Raw genomic sequence first — 21156 nt, forward strand, 5'->3', positions numbered from 1 at the left:
TGAAAACCATTTTCGCCAAAATACAAATCTCAGTTAGGCCTCTACAGCTGGTTTGTACTCCTTCTTATCGATTACCATTTTGGAAAATGAAAACCATTTTCGCCAAAATACAAATCTCAGTTAGGCCTCTACAGCTGGTTTGTACTCCTTCTTATCGATTACCATTTTGGCGATAATCTCTCTTAAGATTTCAGAAGTACCACCTCCAATAGGACCTAATCTACTGTCTCTAAAAAGTCTAGCCAAAGGATATTCTTCCATATACCCATAACCTCCTAATAACTGCAGACATTTATAGATAACTTCATCAGCTATTTTTGTAGATAATAATTTAGACATGCTAGCTTCCTTAACTACATACTGACCATCGTTTAATCTTTTGGCAATAGAATAATTGAATTCTTTACACATTTCAACTTCACTAGCCATATCTGCTACCGAATGTCTAAGTGCTTGAAACTTATCAATGGTTCTTCCAAAAGCCTCACGCTCTCCCATGTATTGTATAGCATAATCCAGAGCAAACTCCGCTCTAGCATGTGCATTAATCCCCATAATTAATCTTTCTAACGCAAAATGTTGCATGATATAGGAAAAACCTTTATCCTCATCACCCATCAGGTTTGCTAACGGGATTTTTACATTATCAAAAGCAATTTCTCCAGTATCAGAAGCTCTCCAACCGAGTTTATCTAATTTAGTTGCCGAAATTCCAGGAGTATCTCGATCCATTATAAAGATACTAATCCCTTTATTTCCTAATTCTGGAGAAGTTTTAGCAGCAACCACCAAGTAGTCACTATACACTCCATTGGTAATAAATGTTTTTGATCCATTAATTATATAGGAATCTCCATCTTTTACAGCTGTGGTTCTCATACCTGCTACATCAGAACCTCCGAATGGCTCTGAAATGCATAAGCATCCTATTTTTTCTCCTGAAATACTAGGTCTTAGATAGGCTTGTTTTATTCTAGCATCGCCTTCTTTATTTACATGAGTCATCGCTAGGTACACATGAGCCCACATTGCTGCAGCAAAACCACCTGAATTGATTTTCTGTAATTCTTCTAAAAATATAACTGTATAAAAAAGATCTAGTCCCAATCCTCCATACTCTTCAGGATAGGCAATACCAAAATACCCCATTTCGCCAAATTTCTCCCAAATAAAGCGTTCGATATCTCCAGTTTTTTCCCACTTCTCAATATGTGGAACTACTTCTTTTTGTAAAAAGTCTTTCAGACTCTCTCTAAATAATTCGTGCTCTTCTGTAAAATACATGTTGTTTAAATGATAACTTTGATTTATATAGCTAACATATCACTGTAAATAGAAGATATTTAAAATTTGCAACCAAATTCACATATTATCAAAATTCACAGCAATTTTTTCCGATTTTTAATTTAATGTCAAATATAATGCTATTCTATCTATTTTTTCTAAAGAAAACCCTTCTATTTTTCCTAATTCCTCAAAATTAGACACGCCATTGTTCTCATCTATAAAATCTTTTATTTCCAAAGCGGTTTCAAAGTCGAAATATGGTACCTCCATTAATTGCTTTACCGATGCTCTGTTAATATTGATTTTTGTAATTTTCTTCGATGTCTTCACAGTATATAGCGATAGTATTTTTTGATATTGATTATCATACAATCCTTTAATATCCTTCAATTGTATATCATTTACAAAACCTTCTAGTCGATCTCGATACTTTATAATTCTTTCAGCAATAAAATCTGGAACTTCTATTTCTTCCTGAAGTTCTTTGGATGTAACCAGGTTTAGATCCTTTTTCTGCTCAAAGGACCTTTTGGGATATTTTGATTTATAGGATTTATATTTTTTTGGTGTAATAATCCATTCAGGAAATTTAAATAACGGAGAAATTACTTTTAGTAAAGAGTCGGAGACTCCTGTAACCTTTTTAAAATCTGATGTAGAATTGATCCATTTCCCCTTTTTTCTATATTCATATAATTTCCTAAGCTCCTCTGTAGATAACCCCAAAACATACCCTTTATATTCAGTTATAAAATTGGGATTAAAAGGTTTTGATTGATATGATATTTTCTTTTCATCCGCTTTCTTTTTTAACTCATCCAATTGTGACTGGTATTCTGTTAAAGCAACAAAATTAGTTGTTGCATCCCCTTTAGTAGGAAAAAAGTATATCAATAAAATTAGACTAAATATTAATAACGCTAAAAGCAAAATCCCATTCCGGAACCTTTTATGTATCTCGAAATGGGATTTTATAAATTTCATATTTGTAAAAGTCTTATTCTTTAGATGCTTTTATAGCATCAAAATACCTTGTCAATTGTTTCTTAACTACTGGGAATAAGAAATACAATCCTATCATATTTGGAAATACCATCGCAAAAATCATCGCATCTGAAAATGCCCATATAGAATTCATACTAGCAGCAGCACCAATAATGATGAACGTTAAGAACAACAGTTTATATACTAAATCAGCAGTTTTACCTCTACCAAATAAAAACTTCCATGATTGTAATCCATAATATGACCAAGAGATCATGGTAGAAACAGCAAATAACACTACCGCTATCGTTAAAAAGACATTAGAATAAGGTATATACTTAGCAAATGCTTGTGCTGTGATTCCTGCTCCTTCGTATGAAACTCCATCGATTAATACTGATCCACTTCCGTCTCCTCCATATTGAAAAGCTCCTCCAGAGTTAAAAATGATAATTACTAAAGCTGTCATTGTACATATTACTACGGTATCAATAAAAGGCTCTAATAATGCAACCAGTCCTTCTGATGCAGAATATTTTGTTTTTACTGCAGAGTGCGCAATCGAAGCAGAACCCGCTCCTGCTTCATTTGAAAAGGCCGCTCTTTTAAATCCAACTAATAAAACTCCAATAAGTCCTCCAACTCCAATTGCTTTTGGGTTAAATGCCTCGGTTACTATCATTCCAATAGCATCATCAATAAATGAAAAATTACTGAAGATAATATATAAACAAGCTAAGATATACATTACGGCCATAAGAGGAACTACTTTTTCCGTAACAGAAGCAATTCTTTTGATACCACCGATAATAATAATACCTACTAATACTGCTAATATAACTCCAATCACAGTACCCGCTCCTGTGCTCTCAAGTCCCATTAATTCTTTTAGAACGATTGTTGCTTGATTGGATTGTGCTGCGTTACCACCTCCGAAAGATCCTCCGATACAAAAGATAGCAAAAATAACGGCTGCAATTTTACCTAATGTAGCAAACCCCTTATCTTTCAATCCTTTACTTAGATAGTACATTGGTCCTCCATATACAGTTCCATCCTCTCCAACATCACGATATTGAACACCAAGTGTACATTCTACAAATTTTGTAGACATTCCGAGTAATCCACAGATAATCATCCAAAAAGTTGCTCCAGGCCCTCCTAATGCGATAGCTAACGCCACACCAGCAATATTACCGTTTCCAACAGTTCCAGAAACTGCGGTTGCTAATGCTTGAAAATGCGAAACTTCTCCTTCTTTACTCTCGTCTCTAATAGTATCTCTAATATCTCCATCGACTCCAGCATCAGGGTCTCCTAAACTATGATTTTCTAGGTCATCATACTTACCTCTAACTACGTTAATTGCTTTACCAAAATATCGAATATTAGGAAATCCAAAATAAATCGTAAAAAACAAAGCACTTAGTACCAATAATATAATTACAAAAGGAGCTCCAGAAAAGACTTCAAAAAATATAACCTTTGAGAAAAAGTCAGATACAGGTTGAAACGCCTCATCTATTTTTTGATCCAGACCTTTTTCTGCTGTCTCTTGTGCAAAAGTTAAAAATGGAATTGTTATTGCTAAAATTGAAAGAAGAATTCTCTTCATAATGTGTGAGTTAATTGAATTTAATTTTTTAGAAGTGAGCAAGATGCTAAAAAAAACAATTGTTTACAATAATTTAACGGTTAAATCTTAGGTAATCATCTAAATATTAAATTCTTTATTTAGTTGATTTACTTGTTCCGGTCGCCCTAAAACAACAACCTTAGAACCGGGCTTTAGCACAGTGTCAGCTTCAGGGTTAACGATATATTCACCTTCAGGAGATTTATAACCAATGATTGTGCATCCTGTTCTAGATCTCATTGCTATTTCTCTGATAGTCCTTTCCTTATTATCATCAAACAAATCTTCAAATGAAACTTCTTCGATATTTATGGATCGCTTACCAACAATAGATAAATTATCTAAAAACTCAATCAAATCTGGGACTACTACTAGCGATGCCATGTGATCACCTCCTATTCTATCTGGCATGATTACATTATCCGCTCCTGCCAATCTTATTTTTTTATAAGACGCATCTTGCGATGCTCTACTAATAATCTTAAGATCCTTATTTATTTGTCTAGCGGATAATACAATGAACAAATTATCCGCATCTTCGGGCAATGTACAAATTAGACATGATGCTTTTTTTATTTGTGCTTCTATCAACACGCTATCTTCAGTAGCATTTCCTTCTAAAAAGAAACGTTCATCACTCTGATATTTTTCGATAACCGCTTTATCATTTTCAATAATTAAGAATGGTTTATTGTATGCCGATAATTTATCAGCAGCTTGCTTACCATTACGTCCATATCCAACAATAATGATATGATTTTCTAATTTACTAATCATTTTTTGCAGTTTTCTATATTGCACTCTTTCGGGATCACTCTTCCCGACGATATATTCGGTAATTACAGATAAAGAATATCCTAATATTAAAGCACTTGTAGTTATTAAAAATACGGTAAACAACTTTGCTGTATCGTCCAGTGGTTGTACCTCGCCAAAACCTACAGTAGATACCGTAATGACAGTCATATACAAGGCATCTGTCCATGAATAATCTGAAAAAAAACGAAAACCTAGTACTCCAACAGCTATAACCGTTACTAGTAGTGTTAAGGCTATATATATTTTAGACCCAAACCTTTTGAACATACTTATAAATCAAATACTGAAGTTCTTTTTGTATATACCAAATCTTTTATTTTTAACCAAAAAGCCATATTCAGGTATATTACAAAACCTAACCCTGCAGTTGCGAAGGTTAAATAAATAAAAAACAGTCGTACATTTTTTGCACGCATTCCAAAACGATCTGCTAGTCTGCTTGAAACATAAAAACCGTTTCTTTCTAAAAATTGTCTTAGATTATAAAGCATAATGCAAAATAATTATATTCTCTTTAATTACCTCTTCTATTCAACAAATAATTACCAATAGCACATTTTAAGCAGGCTTTTTGGTTACAATAATTCATCTTTAAATGAATCATCGCCTGAGAATGCAAAGCATCTTCCATAGGTACTTGTAATGATATAAATTTGTTTACAATGGTATTTCTTTCATAAGGCAATTGTGATATTAAACTAAAAATATCTTCTTCTCTATCACACCCTAACTTTTTAGCATACAAAAATTTAAGTGGAATTACCGTATTAATTAAAATTAGATGGATAAAAGACTTTGTCAACTTCTTGTTTCTAAAGGTAGATTCTTTATCAAAAGTATAATGTGTTTTCCAAAAATCAGTAGCACTTACATCAAATAACTCGTAGAATGTTGTAAGAGTATTAGTTTTTATGATATCACTAAAAAGTTGTTTATTCTTTACATAAAGGTTCGCTAGCTGAGATATGCGAATAGTTGGAAAGTTTGATGGTCTTAATCCATAGAAATAAAAAGGAGATACACCATGATTTTTTAGAGTGTATTTATGCTTCAGGAATTCATATTTTTTGACTAACCTTTGTTGATAAGGGTTATCAAATTTCTCATCTAATAGATTTGCTTGACCGAATAACAAAGCTTCCATATTTTCAACATCCTCACTACATTTTCTTACTATTTTAAACTCAAAAGAATTAGCAAGACTTAGAAAAGCATCGTTGTTAACATTCAATCCAAAACTTCTTGCCAATAATTTAAAAAGTACTGCTTCCCAGTCATTAGAAGAAGAGATCAACAGTTTATGAATTAGTTTAGATTTCTGTTCTAATCTTTCAATATATAATCGCTCTTGCCAGTTTGCTATTGTAAAAGCAGAAACTTCGGGCAATAACTTTTCGCATTGTATCCAATTGGACTCTTTATGAAGAAAAAATTTTCTAAACTTATGTAATAAATCTTTTTCTGTATAATCTTTTAATTGTAAGGTTGGTATTTTGGAGTTATCTCTTCTAAAAACTTCTACATCATGTTCCCAAACTACGTGTAAGATCACATTATCATATGCTGGATCTATCTCATGATGATGCACATACCAATCACTTGATTTTAAATGAATTTCTACATTTCCTGCCCATTTTTGATGATCAATAATTATTTGTGAATTAAAAAAGTCCGGACCAGATCTAGTAAGATTATGATCTCCTACCCTTTGTATGACCAATCTCTGGGAATTAGTGGTGAGAAGTTGTAAAAAATCTATTTTTTTATATTTCCAGAGATAATGCAGAAAATCTTCATTCATAAGAGTAACAATTTTAATATACTGATCAAAAACATCTAATGTGTTCCTATCATATTGTGTTTCTGGAAACCGAATTGTTACCTCTAATTAGTGAATATTTAAAATATTCACACAACTATTGCTTATTGTTTTAGAACTTTGAAAATTAATGACCTAGATGGTATTTTACCCAAAAACTGGAAGAATTCCCTAAAAAAACTACTTTTTTCACATAGAAATAGTGCTATTTTCTCCATTTTATTCTTAAAAAAGCCTTAAAAACAGTAAAAATGTACTATTGGTAAGATTTTATGTATTAATGGAAATTATTTCAACGTTATCATTTCTTTACTTTGTTCTAACAAAAGGGAAGAAAATTTTTCAAAAACATATATAAAGATTTTAAAATCCTAAGCTTAGTTGAGTTTGTGTTAGGTTATAGATGGTTGTCAGATGACAACCATCTTTATTTTATATATGAAATAAATGATTTACAGTATTTTAAATTTGGATATCAGGATATATATCAAATTTATTGAAAAACGCTTTTTTGAATTTTGAGGAATTAGAGTAATTAAGATTATCCATAACTTCTTTAATTGATAGTCTTTCGGTAAAAATCATATTATACGAGCTTTCTAATTTTTTATTATTAAAAAATTCTAATGGAGTCTGGTTATGAATCTCCTTAAACATATTAAAGAAATTAGTTCTACTCATATGTGCCATGGAGGCTAAATGATCCACACCTACAAAAGGCTCGTGTAAATTATCTTCTAAATAAGTACTTACCTTATATATATTACCTACCTGTGTACTATTAATATTAAATGGATTACTTTCTGTTTCCCACATAAGAACATCTTTCCAGAACGTCTCTAATAACCGAATACCTCTGGCAATAAAAAACAGGTAGTTTTCTACTTTATTTATATTCGGAGAAACAATTTGATCAAACAAAATTGATTGTTTGTAAGATAGATAAAACTTATTGATATGTTGATGAGAATGTCGGATATACCGATCCATCTTTTCAGCCATATCATTGTTTTTAAGGAAATATGGTTTTGTGTACTTACTTTTTAGAACAATCATAATAGATTTTACAACTGCTCCTTTGTTAATATACACTCTTTCGCCTTGTTGAGAATTCATACACCTCATATTACCAGGTGTATATCCATCGGAATAGGAGCTTATGATTTCATTTTTCTTTATCTGATGATCTAGGGAATATTTTCTAAAATGGAGGATAATATCTTTTTCTTCAATAGGTTCTCTTACATATTCGATATCCACATGAGCTTTATAGTTATTTATAAAAAGGAATACCTCTGGTGAGATTTTATAATAACAAAGATATCCCTCACCGATATGTGGTGGAAAATAAATACGATCTGAAGTTCCATCAGGATCTAATTGGGATCTAAAGTAGTTCCTTAATACATCTATATCAGAAAAGTCAAATGAATATTTTTGCATAACCCTTCGATTTTATACGATTCTTCTTCTTAAAGATCCCATTTTCGACAAAAAGTTGCGTTAAATAATTCTTTAATCAGAATAAAGTATAAAAACAACCCCTGTATTAGCTATTAAAACTAATAAAGGGGAAACCTTTAATGATATAAATATAAATAATTTATTTTATATTGCTGATCACATCATATTTCGTAATGATATGATACTTACCGTTTTCAAGTTCAACTAGTACCGCAGGATTACCATTTTTGATCATCCCAGAAATTTCATCTAAAGAGGTTGTAGCTTTTACTATTGGAAAAGGATCCTTCATAACATCTTTAATCGGTGTGTCTGCACTATTCTTATCTTCTAAAAAAGCGGAAAACAATGCACTTTCGTCTACTGACCCTACAAAACCTTCACTATCCGTTACAGGAATTTGCGATATCTGAAACTTACGCATACGCTCTATTGCATGAGAAACTAGCTCCTCGGTTTTTACTGTTACCAACGGTTTATCAATATGGTTCTTTACCAAATCTACGGCTGTAGAAACTTCTTCTTCTAAGAATCCGCGTTCTCTCATCCAATCATCATTAAACATCTTACCTACGTATCTACTTCCGTGATCATGGAAAAGCACAACTACTACATCATCTTTTGTAAAATGATCTTTTAATTGCAGTAACCCTTTTATAGCGGCTCCCGCACTGTTACCAAGAAACATTCCTTCTTCTTTTGCCAACCGTTGTGTATATACAGCTGCATCTTTATCTGTTACCTTAGTAAATCCATCGATAATAGAAAAATCAACATTTTTTGGTAAAATATCCTCTCCGATACCTTCTGTGATATAGGAATATATTTCATTTTCATCAAATATACCTGTCTCATGATACTTTTTAAAAACAGATCCATATGTATCAATTCCCCAAACTTTTACATTAGGATTTTGCTCTTTTAAATATTTTCCAACACCTGAAATAGTTCCTCCAGTTCCAACTCCAACAATAAAATGAGTTACTTTACCATCCGTTTGTTCCCAAATTTCTGGTCCTGTACTTTCATAATGTGCTTTTGCATTCGAAGGATTATCATATTGATTAACATACCAAGAGTTCGGAGTTTCTTCTGCTAATCGTTTAGACACTGAATAGTAAGATCTTGGATCTTCTGGTTCTACGTTAGTAGGACAAACCATTACTTTAGCACCAACAGCTCTTAGAATGTCCATTTTTTCTTTGGACTGTTTATCTGCCATTACGCATACCAACTTATATCCTTTTACAATGGCAGCTAGGGCTAGTCCCATCCCTGTATTTCCTGATGTACCTTCTATGATGGTTCCTCCAGGTTTTAATCTTCCATCTGCTTCAGCGTCTTCTATCATTTTTAACGCCATTCGATCTTTTACAGAATTTCCTGGGTTAAACGTTTCATATTTAGCTAATACCAAAGCATCTACATCTTCAACTAAAGCATTCATTTTTACCATTGGAGTATTTCCAATAGTTTCTAAGATATTATTTGCGTACTTCACAAGCTTACTAATTTATATAGTCTTAATATATGTTTTTTATGCCGTGCAAAGATACGAATACAAAGCTATTTAGTAATGGTAAGATTTAGTATTTCATATTACTGAAAACGAATCGCTTTAGAAGGAGAGATCTTCGCAATTACATAAGAAGGTATCAGCAACATTAATAAACATAAAATCATAGTTCCGATATTAAGCAACAGTATATACCCAATGTTTATATAAACTGGAGCTGTACTAACATAATATGTTGCCGGATTAAGACCAATAATCCCATAATGCTTCTGCAAGAAAAGTAAGCCAATTCCTATGAGATTTCCCCAAAACAAACCAATTAGTATTAGATAACCAGCATTATATAAGAACACTTTTCTAATGGACCAATCATTAGAACCCAATGATTTAAGTATACCAATCATTGATGTTCTTTCTAGAATTAAAACCAATAATGCTGTGATCATATTAATTCCTGCAACTAGTATGATAATACTAATAATACCAATAATATTAAGATCAAATAACTTTAACCATTCAAAAATGCTTCCATATTTTAATGTGATCGTAACAGCTTCTAAATCGGAAGGTATATTTTCAAAAATCTGTAATCCTTTTCTATCAATTTGATTAAAATCGTCTATAAACACTTCGAAACCTCCAACTTCTCCATCTTTCCATTTATTCATTTTTTGGATGTGCCTAATATCTGCTAGAATAAACTTCTCATCAAATTCCTGAAAACCTGAATCATAAATACCTACAATTTCAAATGCTCTAATATTAGCAGGTATTTTAGAACTAGAGTTTTTCTTTAAAAAAACAGTATTTGCCTTATCGCCTATCCCTAAACCTAATCGGGAAGCAGTATATGCTGAAATCAGTATCTGATTATTTCTTGGATCTGTAAAATCTGGTAGGGTACCTTCTATAATATATTCCTTAAAGTAAGACCAATCATAATCTTCACCAACACCCTTAACTACTACTCCTTCAAAATCGTTCTCTGTCCTTATTAAACCACCTTTTGTAGCAAATACCTGAACATGCTTAATTCCTGTAACATCCGTGAAATTGGGATAAAAATGTTGCTCTTTCTTAATTGGTATCAAGGATTCCAAGCTATTGTTATTATCATAACTCGTAATAATCACATGTCCATTAAATGCGGCAACTTTTTCTCTAATTTTACGTTGTAATCCTATACCAGTGGCAACGGTAATTAACATCATGATCATTCCTATGGCAATCGCAAATATTGCAATTTTTATGATCGTAGATGAGATGCTACTTTTATGTTCCTTACCTTTGATAAGGCGTTTGGCAATAAAATATTCGAAATTCAATGTTACTTATGGTTTTAATAAGAAATACATTCAAAAATACGTTTTTATTCCTTTTTATTCTGTTTATTTCTTGTGGAAGCGGAACAAAACCTTCTTCTACTCCATCACAAGAGGATGAAAAATCGATCATAAATCAAAAAAGTGTAATTGCCGAAACTCGCATTCAAGATTCTCTAGATGTTCTTACACCAGTAATAGTAGGGGCAAATCAGACTGATTTATATATCCCATTATTACAAAACAAAAAGGTAGCTATCGTTGGGAATCAAACTTCTGTAATTTTTAAATACCCAAATTTAAAACCTCTGTTACAAACGGAGGAAGTTGCTCCGAACTCATTAAGCCAATACACACATTTGGTAGATTCTCTACTAGCACGAAAAATTGATATACAAAAGGTATTTGCCCCAGAACATGGGTTTAGAGGTAAGGCGGATGCTGGAGAATTGGTTGCAGATGAAAAAGATATCAAAACAGGGTTACCTATTATCTCTCTACATGGTAAAGACAAAAAACCATCAGCTTCGTCACTTAAAGATCTGGATATTGTAGTGTTTGATATCCAAGATGTAGGAGCTCGTTTTTATACCTATATTTCTACATTACATTACGTAATGCAAGCTTGTGCAGAGAATAATATTCCTTTGTTAATATTGGATCGCCCTAATCCTAATGGTCATTATATCGATGGTCCTACATTAAAACCAGAACATAGTAGTTTTTTAGGAGTTCATCCCATTCCATTAGTTCACGGAATGACTATAGGAGAATATGCTAAAATGGTCAATGGTGAAGGTTGGTTAGGAAGTGATCTAAAATGTAAATTAGATATTATCCCAGTTAAAAACTATACACATCAAACCTACTATAGTTTGGCCATAAGACCGTCTCCAAATTTACCAAACGATCGATCCATAAATCTATACCCAAGTCTAGGTTTTTTTGAAGGCACTACTATCAATGCAGGAAGAGGTACAGAAATGCAATTTCAGATTTTTGGATCACCAGATTTTCCAATAGAGCAATATGACTTTGCGTATACGCCACAACCCAATTTTGGTGCTAAATATCCTAAGCATAAAGGAGAGGTATGCTATGGAAAAGATCTTAGAGAAACAAAAAGATTATCCAGTATTCGATTACAATGGCTTATCGATGCTTATCGAAACTCTAAGAACAAAGAAGGCTTTTTTAATACCAAGTCATTCACCTCTCATGCTGGAACTAAAGACCTGCAAGAACAAATTATCCAAGGGTATACAGAACAGGAAATCAAAAAAACGTGGAGAAAAGATCTCGAAAGCTTTAAAAAAATCAGAGCGCAATATCTACTTTATAAATAACCCCGAATTAAGATGCTAAGACCCCTGTTTTCAGGGATATCGGAAACTTCCGAAATTAATACCTTTGAGTACTCTTGGGCTTACATTTTTAAAATCAAATCTTGGGTTATTTTTAGAGTAACAAATGAAACCTGTTCGCAATAACATACTAGTCTTTTTAAGAAGTACTATAGCAATTCTTCTGCTATTACTAAGCTTTTTAGCTCATAGTCAAATCGATACAAAACGAACTTTCCCGTATCCCAACAAAACTGAAAAAGCAATTGTCGATGAACTTAGAGTATTGGCAAATACTCCTGAAAAACGATCAGAAAGTTATGTAAGAGCTCATCAAGAATTCAAAAAACCTGGAGTCAAAAGCAACAGATTTAAAGCTGATCTAAGTTTAATTTTATGCTCTTATTTCAGAAGTATCTCCAAAATTGATTCCATCAAGTACTATGCTAATAAAATCTTAGAACTTAATGAATTTGAAAATGACACACTAAAGAACAATATTCATGGACTCGCATACTTCACACTTGGTCAAGCAAATAGTTACACAGGCTTAAACAAGAAAGGAAGGAAGTGGTTTTTGAAAGGGATTGAAATTTCTCAACAATATAATGACGAAAAAGTTTATTATGTAAATGCATTTGGCTTAGCAGGTTCCTTCTTGAGTTCTCATGAATATGATCAAGCGCTAGAACTTTACAAAAAATGTCAGCAATTCAAAAAGAATGAAGAAATGGTATTTGGTTCTATCGTTAATATTGCCAACATTTATGGATATAAAGAAGAATATGGTAAAACTATAGAATATCTAGAAAAAGGAAGAGAACTTTGTATAAAAGCAGATAGAAAGAGTTGTATTGGAACAATCTCTGTCAATCTTGGTATTACTTACAAAAAACTTGGTAATTACCAGAAATCTTTAGCCTCTTTTGATAATGCTTTAGCGATAGCAAAAGCAAACAACTTTGATAGAATGCAAATTTACGGTGGTGTAGAAAAGGGTCGTTTATTAAGTGAACTGAACAGAAATCAGGAAGCAGAGGATTTATTACTCAATACCTTGGAAATTGCAACAAGAATAGGTTTTCTAAATGAACAGGAACGAATATATTACAGATTAAGAGAAATAGCTGTTGCCCAAAATGATTTTAAAAAAGCATTAGATTATCATGAACAATATGATAAAATAAATGACTCTACAAGAGCTCTTGATAAAGATAAAGAGATAAGTGAATTGGAAGTAAAATACAAAACGCTTCAAAAAGAAAAAGAAATAAAGTTTTTACAAATTGAAAATACTAATAAGAAGCTCGAATTAGCCAATCGAGAAGAAGCTATTAGTAATCTTAAACTAAAACAAGAAATCGAGAAGAAAGAGAATGAGCTTCTTAGAAAAGAAAACGAAAACAAATTACTTTCCTTTCAAAATACTACAGAAAAAGCATTAAATGATAATATCATTCTTAAAAAAAATCAGGAACTAAAAGATGCTGAACTAAAAATTCAACAAGATGAAATTAGTAGACAAAAAACATTCAAAAACATCATTTTATATTCCTTTTTAATCTTACTTATTCCTGTAATTGGATTATTAATTACGTACTACCAAAAAATTAAGGTACAGAGTGAATTAAGTCAAAAACAAAAAGAAATAAACGAAGAAAAAATTTCATCACTATTAAAAGATCAAGAATTACAGGTAATAAAAGCCGCTGTAGAAGGACAGGATAAAGAGCGTAAACGTATCGCTCAAGAGTTACATGATAGTATTGGTGGAAATTTAGCTGCTATTAAGCTCCGCTTAAATAATTCTTATGATAATCATAATGGAGTACTAAAAGGAATCAACGCACAAATTGATGATACCTATGAATTGGTGCGTGACATTTCTCATGATCTCATTCCAAAAAAGTTTACTAAAAATAATTTTTGTGACGTATTAGAGGAGTATATTAGTAATATCGAAGGAGCAAGTAATTTAAAAACTTCGTTTCATGCATATCCCCGAAAAAACATAGATAGTCTGAACGAAAACTTGCAAGTAGAAGCTTTCAAGATAATACAGGAGTTAGTAACTAATAGTATCAAACATGCCAAGGGTTCTATTATCGAATTACAATTAAATCTAGTTAAAGACGAACTCAATATCCTTTTTGAAGACGATGGTGTCGGTTTTGATGTGGATAAAAAAGTAGAAGGTATTGGATTTAGAAATATAAAAAGTAGATTAAAAAAAATAAATGGTACCATTGATATCGATTCGCGATTAAAAAGAGGCACCATCATTAATATAGAAATAACCAACGTAAACAATACGATACATGAAATACAACCTAATTATAGCTGATGACCATAAAATGTTTTTAGATGGGTTATTAAGTATTCTAAATTCCGAGAATGATTACAATATTCTTTTAACTGCAAAAAATGGTAAACATATTGCAAAATATGTAGAGATCAATCCCGACGAAAAAATTGATTTGATTATTACCGATATTACAATGCCAGAAATGGATGGTATTGCGCTAAACAAAATTGTAAAAGAAAGAAATAGAAATATTAAAACTTTAGTTGTTAGTATGCACAATAATCCTGATATGATTGATACGCTTATCGAGCATGATGTAGATGGATATGTGCCTAAAAATGCAGAAAAAGAAGAGTTACTAAAAGCAATACAAACTATCCTTAATGGAGAAAAGTATTTTTCTAGAGAAATCAAGGATATTTATATGGAGAATAAGTTCTCTAAAAAGAAAGATGAAGAAGTAAAACTTACGCAAAGAGAAATTGATGTGATTACTTTAATTGCTCAGGAATTTACTACTCAAGAAATTGCGGACAAATTATTCTTAAGTAAACATACCATAGAAAGTTATCGAAAAAATTTAATCGCTAAATTAAATGTAAGAAACCTTGCTGGTCTTACTAAATATGCTTTAAAAATGAAATATATAGAGCATTAAGAGACCTCGGATTACCATATATCTTCCTATACATAGGACAAACAACAACTAATTAATTTTAGGAGATAAATTTTAGTAAAAGCGTGTTTTGTAAAGAATTTACAAAACACGCTTTTTTTTAAATCAATCGTATTTCTAGACGTATTCTCACTGTTTTCAGGGTACTCATTTTCACCAGAAAAGGTGTTTCTAAGGGTGTATTTAAGTGACATCTTTGTACTGTAGTTTTTGATAAACAACAAATCAAATTTTACCAAAATAAACTAATTACTAACCCTATAAAACCATAAGACATGATCTGGGGAATCTCATTAATTTTATTAAGTATTTTAGCAGTACCATCATTATTACTTTCCAAAAAACCAAATGCAAAGGAACTTTTAGAAAAAATTGAACCATATCAAGGATGGATTGGGTTTATATTCTGTTTCTGGGGAGTTTGGGGAATTATTTCAGCAATTTTAAATCTAGGTTGGCTGACTACCTATCCAATTTGGTGGGTAACATTATTAGCAGGAAATATAATCTCTGCTGCACTAGGGTTTATGTTAGGATTTGGACTTATCAATAAGTTCTTCTTATCAAAAAATGAAGCAGCAAAAGAAAAAGCAGACGAATTAAGAGCAAAGCTTGCTCCTAAACAAGGAAAATTAGGAGTATTTGGACTTATCGTTGGAGGATGGATGATAGTGGCATCATTCCTTTTCTTCACGTAATATGTTAGTTAGTTGAAGAATGGAGGGAGAAATGAACATTGAACCGTTGTATTCTCTCTCCCATTCTAATCAAAAAATCAATAAACAAAATACTCTATAACCACTAACATAAACCAAGAACGTCATGATTATATTCGGGACCAGTTCTTCTACAATAAATCCATCGAAATTAGATGGCGGCCATTGTCCTTTTTGCAAGACAGAAAATCAAATGTGGGTGCAAGGATACAGAAAATATTTCCATGTGTTTTGGATTCCTTTTTTTCCTCTTTGGAAGAAACTATATGTAGTCTGTAGTCATTGCAAAGGAGCCTTTGAAAAACAAGAGATCACTAGCGAAAAGCTTATCTCCAATTTTGAAGAATTCGAAAAAAACAAAGTCAAAATCCCGTGGTATCATTTCACAGGTATTATCATCTTTTTATTACTAATCACATCGATTTCAGTAATACCATTTTTAAACTAAATAAATTATCAAATCACACAAATTATTAAATTATGAAAACAAAAATTTTATTTCTTTTAGGCATTATTGTACTTGGAACTACGTCAACAATAGAAGCACAAAAGCTTAAGAAATTTGGAAGCTCTATTGAGAAAAAAGTTGGACCAAAAACAATTAAAGTTCCGTATACGGATGTTGTATCATACCTTGGATACGCTGCTCCAGGAAATGAAGATGAAGTAAAAGACGGAAAGAAATTTTATTACATATATGTTTGGGTTCCTGCTGTTGCTCCAGAACTAGGAGTAAGAATGATGTCTCCAGTAGGGAAAGCTAAAACAAAAAATCCTATAAAATCTGAAGCATATACAAAGAATGCTAAATCAAAGGATTATTTTGACACATATATTACGTTAGAAAGATCAGACATTATTAGCGCTGACAATATCAGCCAAGATGCTGTGGATAGTGCAAATTGGGTAGTACTAGAACGTAATGATGATAGCGGAGAAATGCCAAAACAACCAAGTGGTAGTTCTTACAACTCTCTGTTAAGATACAAAAGTGACATCAACGATCCTTTAAAAGCACTTACCGTTGGATTATACAGAATCGGTTTTACTACCTACAAAACTGGTGAAGTAAAGGGTACTTTCTTAGCAGAAGTTGCAGCACCTGTAAAACTTCCTGGTGTAGTAATGGCTAAAACGATCAAAGATCTAAAAGCAGGAATGAGCAAATAATTTTCTTTTAATAGAGATGAATGAGATAGTTATTCCTTAGGCTAATCAAATTATTGGAATAGCTATCTCTATCTCCATAATAGCAACTAGCTCTCTTTCTTGAAAACATCATAAACTATTTTACAAAATGACAGATAAAACCGATAAAGATGATAACAAAGAGAAAAGTCTGCTAGATGACATATTAGGCAATGCAATTTCTTCTACCAACAAATTTGACGAAGCTACTGCCGGACTTGAAACCAAAAAATGTAAAAGCTGTGGAGCAGCAAGGCCTAGCGATACTGATCTTCAATACTGCGATTTCTGTGGAAACCAGTTTTATTAAAAAATTATAACCTAAAAACTCTACCATGTCTTTTATTGCCACACAACAAAGATGGGACACATTCTTAGCCAAAATAAAAGGTCGTTTTTATGAGGTACTGAATAAAACAGAAGCAGCATTACCGCTACTATTTGAGGCTACGGACTTCGAAACTATTACTTTTCAAAATGCCTGGCAGGGGATATATTCGCAGGCTTCTGATCTGATTTATAAAATAGAAAACACTTGGTTTGATAAGGTAGAACAAACATTTTTAGATCTTGATATAGATTATGACACTTCTAGGTTTATTCAGGAACGTAACAAAGGATTTCAATTGCAGCATGAATTACAGCAAGAATTGAAATCTTATGAAGTACGAATTTTTGCGGATGCTGCAAAAAAATTAGTATCTCAGGCAAAAGAAACCTTATCCAAAGATTTTTGTTGTACACAATGTCAAGCCAAACTACCAATTAGAGATAATTTCTTTCGATCGTATTACACCACTTGTGATTATTGCCAGACAGTAAACACATTCGAACCAGGAACAAAAGCGAGAAATGTAGAACACTTTGCAATTAATGCATTGGGAGAAGAAGCTGCGTTAGAACATTATCTAAAATATGAACATCTAAAGTTCCAGAACTATCTATCAGATAGAGACATTTTTAGCAAAGATGAATTAATAATTCCATACCGCAAATACATAGAAACCTATCTAAAAAAACGTATCGAAGTAATTCCCGATTATGAGGAACGATATGAGAAGGATCTCAGTGCGAAAATGTCATTTATAATTGATTATTCATAATTCGAAAAAAAGGAAAACATATGTCAAATTCATTTAGAAATCAATTACGTTCGGTAATCGAATGGAACAATCCAAAACCAGATACTCTTTTTGAGAAATGGACTCAGGATGGAGATGAAATAAAAAATGCCTCCAAACTTATTGTAGGTCCGGGACAAGGATGCCTTTTTGTGTACGAGGGAAAAGTAGAAGGCTATTTTGAAGAAGAAGGGCTGTATGATCTTAAAACTGGAAACATTCCTTTTTGGACAACTATTAAGAATATCATGTATAAGTTTGAATCTGCTCATAAAGTAGGTATCTATTTTTATCGAAAAGCAGAAATGCAAAACATTAGATGGGGAACCCCATCACCTATTACCTATAAAGATCCAGTATATAATTTTCCTGTTGGCTTAGGCGCTTTTGGAAACTTTTCATTTAAAATCACTAAAGCAGTGGATTTTTTCTCTAATGTAATTGCTGGTGAGGATTATTATCCGGTAAGATCCATTCAAAAGGTAATTTTATCCAGAATCACTCAGCCAATTAGTGATTTTCTTGCCAAGGCTTCTTTTAGTTACATCGATATCGACAAACACCGAAATGAAATTGCTGAATTTTCCAGAAACTCCTGTGAATCTATTTTCAATGATTTAGGATTTCAACTACTTGATTTCAGAATCGAAGGAACCAATTTCGATGAAGATACCAAAACAAGAATCGGCAGAATAGCAGATATGAGTGCAGAAGCACAAGCAATGAGAGAGCTTGGAGTAAGTTATCAGGATTATCAACAGCTTGAAGCGCTAAAAAACATGGCAAAAAATGAAGGTGGAGGAAATTTAGGAATGCAAATGGGTGCTGGTTTAGGAATGGGGCAAATGATGGGTAATATGATGCACAACCAAAATCAACAACCTCAGCAATCACAGCAACCATATCAACCACAAAATAACCCTCCTGTATCTACTCCAAACCCAGATGATCCTATTCAAAAACTCGAAAAACTAAAAAAGATGTTCGAAGCAGGACTTATCGATGAGCAAGAGTACAAACAAAAAAAACAAGAGATCTTATCTCAATTTTAATTCACCACAAATTTAAAAACCAAATACAATGAGTAATTTACATAAATTCACAGATCACGATAAAACAGAACAAGGTCAAAAGGCTATTGCATTAGGAATAAAAAATAAGCAATCCTCAGCAGAGAATAGCTACGATTATACGGTACAAGAAGCTGCAGATTTTAGCTGGCCTGATATTGATCCTGATCAAATCGGGCATATAGAACCTTGGTTATGTTATAGTAAAAACAATGACGGAACTACAGGAGGATGGGTAGATCTAAATCAATATGCCAATGGTCAGGAAAGAAAATTAAATGCTTGTTTACAAACTCTTGGTTATCCCGAAGCTTTAAACACTACTACAGATAGAGCAAGAGAAATATTAGATGAAATCAATAACAATGACAACTTTGAAGAAATTGCCGCTCAATATGGTTTTAAAAGTAACGAGCATTTTTCTTTAGAAGATCATGTAGCGTCTTCGTTAATAAAAATTGAAAAAGCCGAAGGAAAAGCCTACGATGCTGCTGATGACTTCCTAAAAGAACAAAAAGCTAAGCTAGACGCGCAGATGGACGCTCATATCGAAGCTGCTGAGGCTGGAGGCTTATTAGATCCTATTAATGGAATTGATATGGAAACCTGGGCTGCAGCCAATGCCAAAATTGCAGGTGGAATGGATTTAGAAGAAGTACTGAAAGTTGTAGGAACTGAAAAGCCAATCTGGGATGAAGTTTCTGCAGAATGGACAGCAAGAATGTCCCAGGATACAACTTTTGCTATTTCAAAAGTTTATGGAGATGCTTTCATGAACTCTAACATTGGTAAATTTGCCGCTGCTGAAACTAATGAAGCATCGGATACTACAAGCTCAAGTAGTAGTAGTTCGTTAGATAATGTAATGGAAGATTTTGATTTATACATAAAAATTATGTGTCACCAAAATATGGGCGCTACTCAAGGAAAAGATGCGGTTTCTATTCTTAATGAATACGGGCTTAATGTGAACGATTGGAGTACTATAGGCGCACAATGGACTACCAAAATGGCTACAGATACAAGACTCGCCTTAAAAATGGGAGAGTTAATGGAAAAATATAACGCAGAATTTGCAACTGCAGGAGCAGGAGATGATATTGATTTTTAGGATTTTTCTTTTTAGATGAGGAATGACCCGATGGACATCAATAATTCCATGACATTAGATTTAGATAAGACAACGATGAAAATCGGGTCATTTATATAATTAAAAACCTATATCATAAAAACTGTTAATTCCAAAATGAAATCTCTCTTTCTATTTGCCTTATGTTGTGTCTCTATAATGCATTCTCAAATGAGTGAACCAAACAAAGATGTAAAAAAGCTGCTCAATAGTGGTAGGAATCATATAATAAGTTTGGCCATAAAAGAACTAAAAAGACAAGAACAGACAACAATAAGTAAAGAGGATTTCCATTTTATATCAGTAAAAGCTAGTAATCAAAGAGTACTAGTGCAATTCGGATACAATGTAATATACCTTCCAAAAAATACTGCTTATTATTCTGATATCATTGTAGAATTACCTTCAGGCATTATCACTAAAAACATCGAAAGTAATAATACGGCATATTCATCTTTCTATGTACCAACACATACAGATCTGAAAATTATAAATGAGATTTTGAATCCTGATAGCACTAATATTGATGTTTTCAAAAAAGGAATTGTCTATCCTTTAACCACAATCAAAGAAATGGAAAACAGCTATTTAGTAGTTTTTTCCTCGCGAGATCCCTACTTAGGTGGTGTGTTTAGCGAAGAAGAAATAGATAAAAAAACTGGAGAAGTAATCTCATCAATAAACGGTCATTATGAACCCGCTCCAATCCTACCAGATGATGATAAGCATAAAGAAGAGTTTATTGAAATAACCAATTAAAA

General features: G+C 32.4%; 20 protein-coding genes. 11 read left to right on the forward strand and 9 right to left on the reverse strand.

What is annotated here, in order from left to right:
- Positions 1–120: 120 nt before the first annotated feature.
- From ACWNT5_RS18755 to ACWNT5_RS18795, 9 genes are all read right to left on the reverse strand, one after another.
- Positions 121–1284 carry an acyl-CoA dehydrogenase family protein gene (locus tag ACWNT5_RS18755; protein WP_456518238.1) on the reverse strand — a complete coding sequence of 388 codons (1164 nt, stop codon included), beginning with the start codon at positions 1282–1284 and terminating at the stop codon, positions 121–123.
- Positions 1285–1401: 117 nt separating this feature from the next.
- The gene (locus ACWNT5_RS18760) at positions 1402–2181 is read right to left on the reverse strand and encodes a ComEA family DNA-binding protein (RefSeq protein WP_456518239.1); all 780 of its coding nucleotides are present in this window, start codon (positions 2179–2181) and stop codon (positions 1402–1404) included.
- Between the two features lie 103 nt (positions 2182–2284).
- On the reverse strand, positions 2285–3886 hold the full coding sequence (locus ACWNT5_RS18765) for an alanine/glycine:cation symporter family protein (RefSeq protein ID WP_299610006.1): 1602 nt from the start codon (positions 3884–3886) through the stop codon (positions 2285–2287).
- 99 nt (positions 3887–3985) lie between these two features.
- Positions 3986–4993, reverse strand: a complete 1008-nt coding sequence (locus ACWNT5_RS18770; RefSeq protein WP_299610009.1) for a potassium channel family protein — start codon at positions 4991–4993, stop codon at positions 3986–3988.
- Between the two features lie 2 nt (positions 4994–4995).
- Positions 4996–5217 (reverse strand): PspC domain-containing protein, encoded by a 222-nt coding sequence (locus tag ACWNT5_RS18775; protein WP_299610011.1) that lies wholly within the window; start codon positions 5215–5217, stop codon positions 4996–4998.
- A gap of 23 nt (positions 5218–5240) precedes the next feature.
- Positions 5241–6527 carry a DUF2851 family protein gene (locus ACWNT5_RS18780; RefSeq protein ID WP_456518240.1) on the reverse strand — a complete coding sequence of 429 codons (1287 nt, stop codon included), beginning with the start codon at positions 6525–6527 and terminating at the stop codon, positions 5241–5243.
- Between the two features lie 480 nt (positions 6528–7007).
- Positions 7008–7988, reverse strand: a complete 981-nt coding sequence (locus tag ACWNT5_RS18785) for a helix-turn-helix domain-containing protein (RefSeq protein ID WP_299901231.1) — start codon at positions 7986–7988, stop codon at positions 7008–7010.
- Between the two features lie 160 nt (positions 7989–8148).
- Entirely contained in the window at positions 8149–9510 is a 1362-nt protein-coding gene (locus ACWNT5_RS18790) for a pyridoxal-phosphate dependent enzyme (RefSeq protein ID WP_299610018.1), read from the reverse strand.
- Positions 9511–9608: 98 nt separating this feature from the next.
- A complete protein-coding gene (locus ACWNT5_RS18795; RefSeq protein ID WP_299610021.1) occupies positions 9609–10850 on the reverse strand; it encodes an ABC transporter permease in 1242 nt (413 codons plus the stop codon).
- Between the two features lie 8 nt (positions 10851–10858).
- Here ACWNT5_RS18795 and ACWNT5_RS18800 point away from each other — a divergent pair, with 8 nt between their 5' ends.
- From ACWNT5_RS18800 to ACWNT5_RS18850, 11 genes are all read left to right on the forward strand, one after another.
- On the forward strand, positions 10859–12193 hold the full coding sequence (locus ACWNT5_RS18800) for an exo-beta-N-acetylmuramidase NamZ family protein (protein WP_456518241.1): 1335 nt from the start codon (positions 10859–10861) through the stop codon (positions 12191–12193).
- Positions 12194–12317: 124 nt separating this feature from the next.
- The gene (locus ACWNT5_RS18805) at positions 12318–14534 is read left to right on the forward strand and encodes a tetratricopeptide repeat-containing sensor histidine kinase (protein WP_456518242.1); all 2217 of its coding nucleotides are present in this window, start codon (positions 12318–12320) and stop codon (positions 14532–14534) included.
- Positions 14509–15153 (forward strand): response regulator transcription factor, encoded by a 645-nt coding sequence (locus ACWNT5_RS18810; protein WP_299610029.1) that lies wholly within the window; start codon positions 14509–14511, stop codon positions 15151–15153. Before ACWNT5_RS18805 ends, ACWNT5_RS18810 begins: the two co-directional genes overlap by 26 nt.
- Before the next feature lie 293 nt (positions 15154–15446).
- Positions 15447–15869: a hypothetical protein gene (locus ACWNT5_RS18815; RefSeq protein WP_299610031.1), complete on the forward strand. Its 423-nt coding sequence runs from the start codon at positions 15447–15449 to the stop codon at positions 15867–15869.
- A gap of 124 nt (positions 15870–15993) precedes the next feature.
- Positions 15994–16335 (forward strand): zinc-ribbon domain-containing protein, encoded by a 342-nt coding sequence (locus tag ACWNT5_RS18820; protein WP_299610033.1) that lies wholly within the window; start codon positions 15994–15996, stop codon positions 16333–16335.
- A gap of 32 nt (positions 16336–16367) precedes the next feature.
- Positions 16368–17057, forward strand: coding sequence for a Lipl32 family lipoprotein (locus tag ACWNT5_RS18825; RefSeq protein ID WP_456518243.1), 690 nt, complete (start codon positions 16368–16370; stop codon positions 17055–17057).
- Between the two features lie 127 nt (positions 17058–17184).
- Positions 17185–17385 (forward strand): hypothetical protein, encoded by a 201-nt coding sequence (locus ACWNT5_RS18830; RefSeq protein ID WP_299610039.1) that lies wholly within the window; start codon positions 17185–17187, stop codon positions 17383–17385.
- 25 nt (positions 17386–17410) lie between these two features.
- Positions 17411–18178 carry a hypothetical protein gene (locus tag ACWNT5_RS18835; RefSeq protein WP_456518244.1) on the forward strand — a complete coding sequence of 256 codons (768 nt, stop codon included), beginning with the start codon at positions 17411–17413 and terminating at the stop codon, positions 18176–18178.
- Between the two features lie 20 nt (positions 18179–18198).
- Positions 18199–19248, forward strand: coding sequence for an SPFH domain-containing protein (locus ACWNT5_RS18840; RefSeq protein ID WP_299610043.1), 1050 nt, complete (start codon positions 18199–18201; stop codon positions 19246–19248).
- Positions 19249–19276: 28 nt separating this feature from the next.
- Complete coding sequence (locus ACWNT5_RS18845) at positions 19277–20377, forward strand: DUF6620 family protein (protein WP_299610046.1); 1101 nt, start codon at positions 19277–19279, stop codon at positions 20375–20377.
- Between the two features lie 189 nt (positions 20378–20566).
- Positions 20567–21154 carry a hypothetical protein gene (locus tag ACWNT5_RS18850; RefSeq protein ID WP_456518245.1) on the forward strand — a complete coding sequence of 196 codons (588 nt, stop codon included), beginning with the start codon at positions 20567–20569 and terminating at the stop codon, positions 21152–21154.
- Positions 21155–21156: the final 2 nt, after the last annotated feature.

The sequence above is a fragment of the Aquimarina sp. 433 genome (assembly GCF_054054605.1).

What these genes read in the sequence shown, in the direction of transcription:
- ACWNT5_RS18785 (WP_299901231.1), bottom strand. Translation starts at nt 7,988, where the DNA reads ATGCAAAAATATTCATTTGACTTTTCTGATATAGATGTATTAAGGAAC.
- ACWNT5_RS18820 (WP_299610033.1), top strand. Translation starts at nt 15,994, where the DNA reads ATGATTATATTCGGGACCAGTTCTTCTACAATAAATCCATCGAAATTA.
- ACWNT5_RS18835 (WP_456518244.1), top strand. Translation starts at nt 17,411, where the DNA reads ATGTCTTTTATTGCCACACAACAAAGATGGGACACATTCTTAGCCAAA.
- ACWNT5_RS18840 (WP_299610043.1), top strand. Translation starts at nt 18,199, where the DNA reads ATGTCAAATTCATTTAGAAATCAATTACGTTCGGTAATCGAATGGAAC.
- ACWNT5_RS18810 (WP_299610029.1), top strand. Translation starts at nt 14,509, where the DNA reads ATGAAATACAACCTAATTATAGCTGATGACCATAAAATGTTTTTAGAT.
- ACWNT5_RS18845 (WP_299610046.1), top strand. Translation starts at nt 19,277, where the DNA reads ATGAGTAATTTACATAAATTCACAGATCACGATAAAACAGAACAAGGT.
- ACWNT5_RS18775 (WP_299610011.1), bottom strand. Translation starts at nt 5,217, where the DNA reads ATGCTTTATAATCTAAGACAATTTTTAGAAAGAAACGGTTTTTATGTT.
- ACWNT5_RS18755 (WP_456518238.1), bottom strand. Translation starts at nt 1,284, where the DNA reads ATGTATTTTACAGAAGAGCACGAATTATTTAGAGAGAGTCTGAAAGAC.
- ACWNT5_RS18765 (WP_299610006.1), bottom strand. Translation starts at nt 3,886, where the DNA reads ATGAAGAGAATTCTTCTTTCAATTTTAGCAATAACAATTCCATTTTTA.
- ACWNT5_RS18805 (WP_456518242.1), top strand. Translation starts at nt 12,318, where the DNA reads ATGAAACCTGTTCGCAATAACATACTAGTCTTTTTAAGAAGTACTATA.
- ACWNT5_RS18780 (WP_456518240.1), bottom strand. Translation starts at nt 6,527, where the DNA reads ATGAATGAAGATTTTCTGCATTATCTCTGGAAATATAAAAAAATAGAT.
- ACWNT5_RS18850 (WP_456518245.1), top strand. Translation starts at nt 20,567, where the DNA reads ATGAGTGAACCAAACAAAGATGTAAAAAAGCTGCTCAATAGTGGTAGG.
- ACWNT5_RS18800 (WP_456518241.1), top strand. Translation starts at nt 10,859, where the DNA reads ATGGTTTTAATAAGAAATACATTCAAAAATACGTTTTTATTCCTTTTT.
- ACWNT5_RS18815 (WP_299610031.1), top strand. Translation starts at nt 15,447, where the DNA reads ATGATCTGGGGAATCTCATTAATTTTATTAAGTATTTTAGCAGTACCA.
- ACWNT5_RS18770 (WP_299610009.1), bottom strand. Translation starts at nt 4,993, where the DNA reads ATGTTCAAAAGGTTTGGGTCTAAAATATATATAGCCTTAACACTACTA.
- ACWNT5_RS18830 (WP_299610039.1), top strand. Translation starts at nt 17,185, where the DNA reads ATGACAGATAAAACCGATAAAGATGATAACAAAGAGAAAAGTCTGCTA.
- ACWNT5_RS18825 (WP_456518243.1), top strand. Translation starts at nt 16,368, where the DNA reads ATGAAAACAAAAATTTTATTTCTTTTAGGCATTATTGTACTTGGAACT.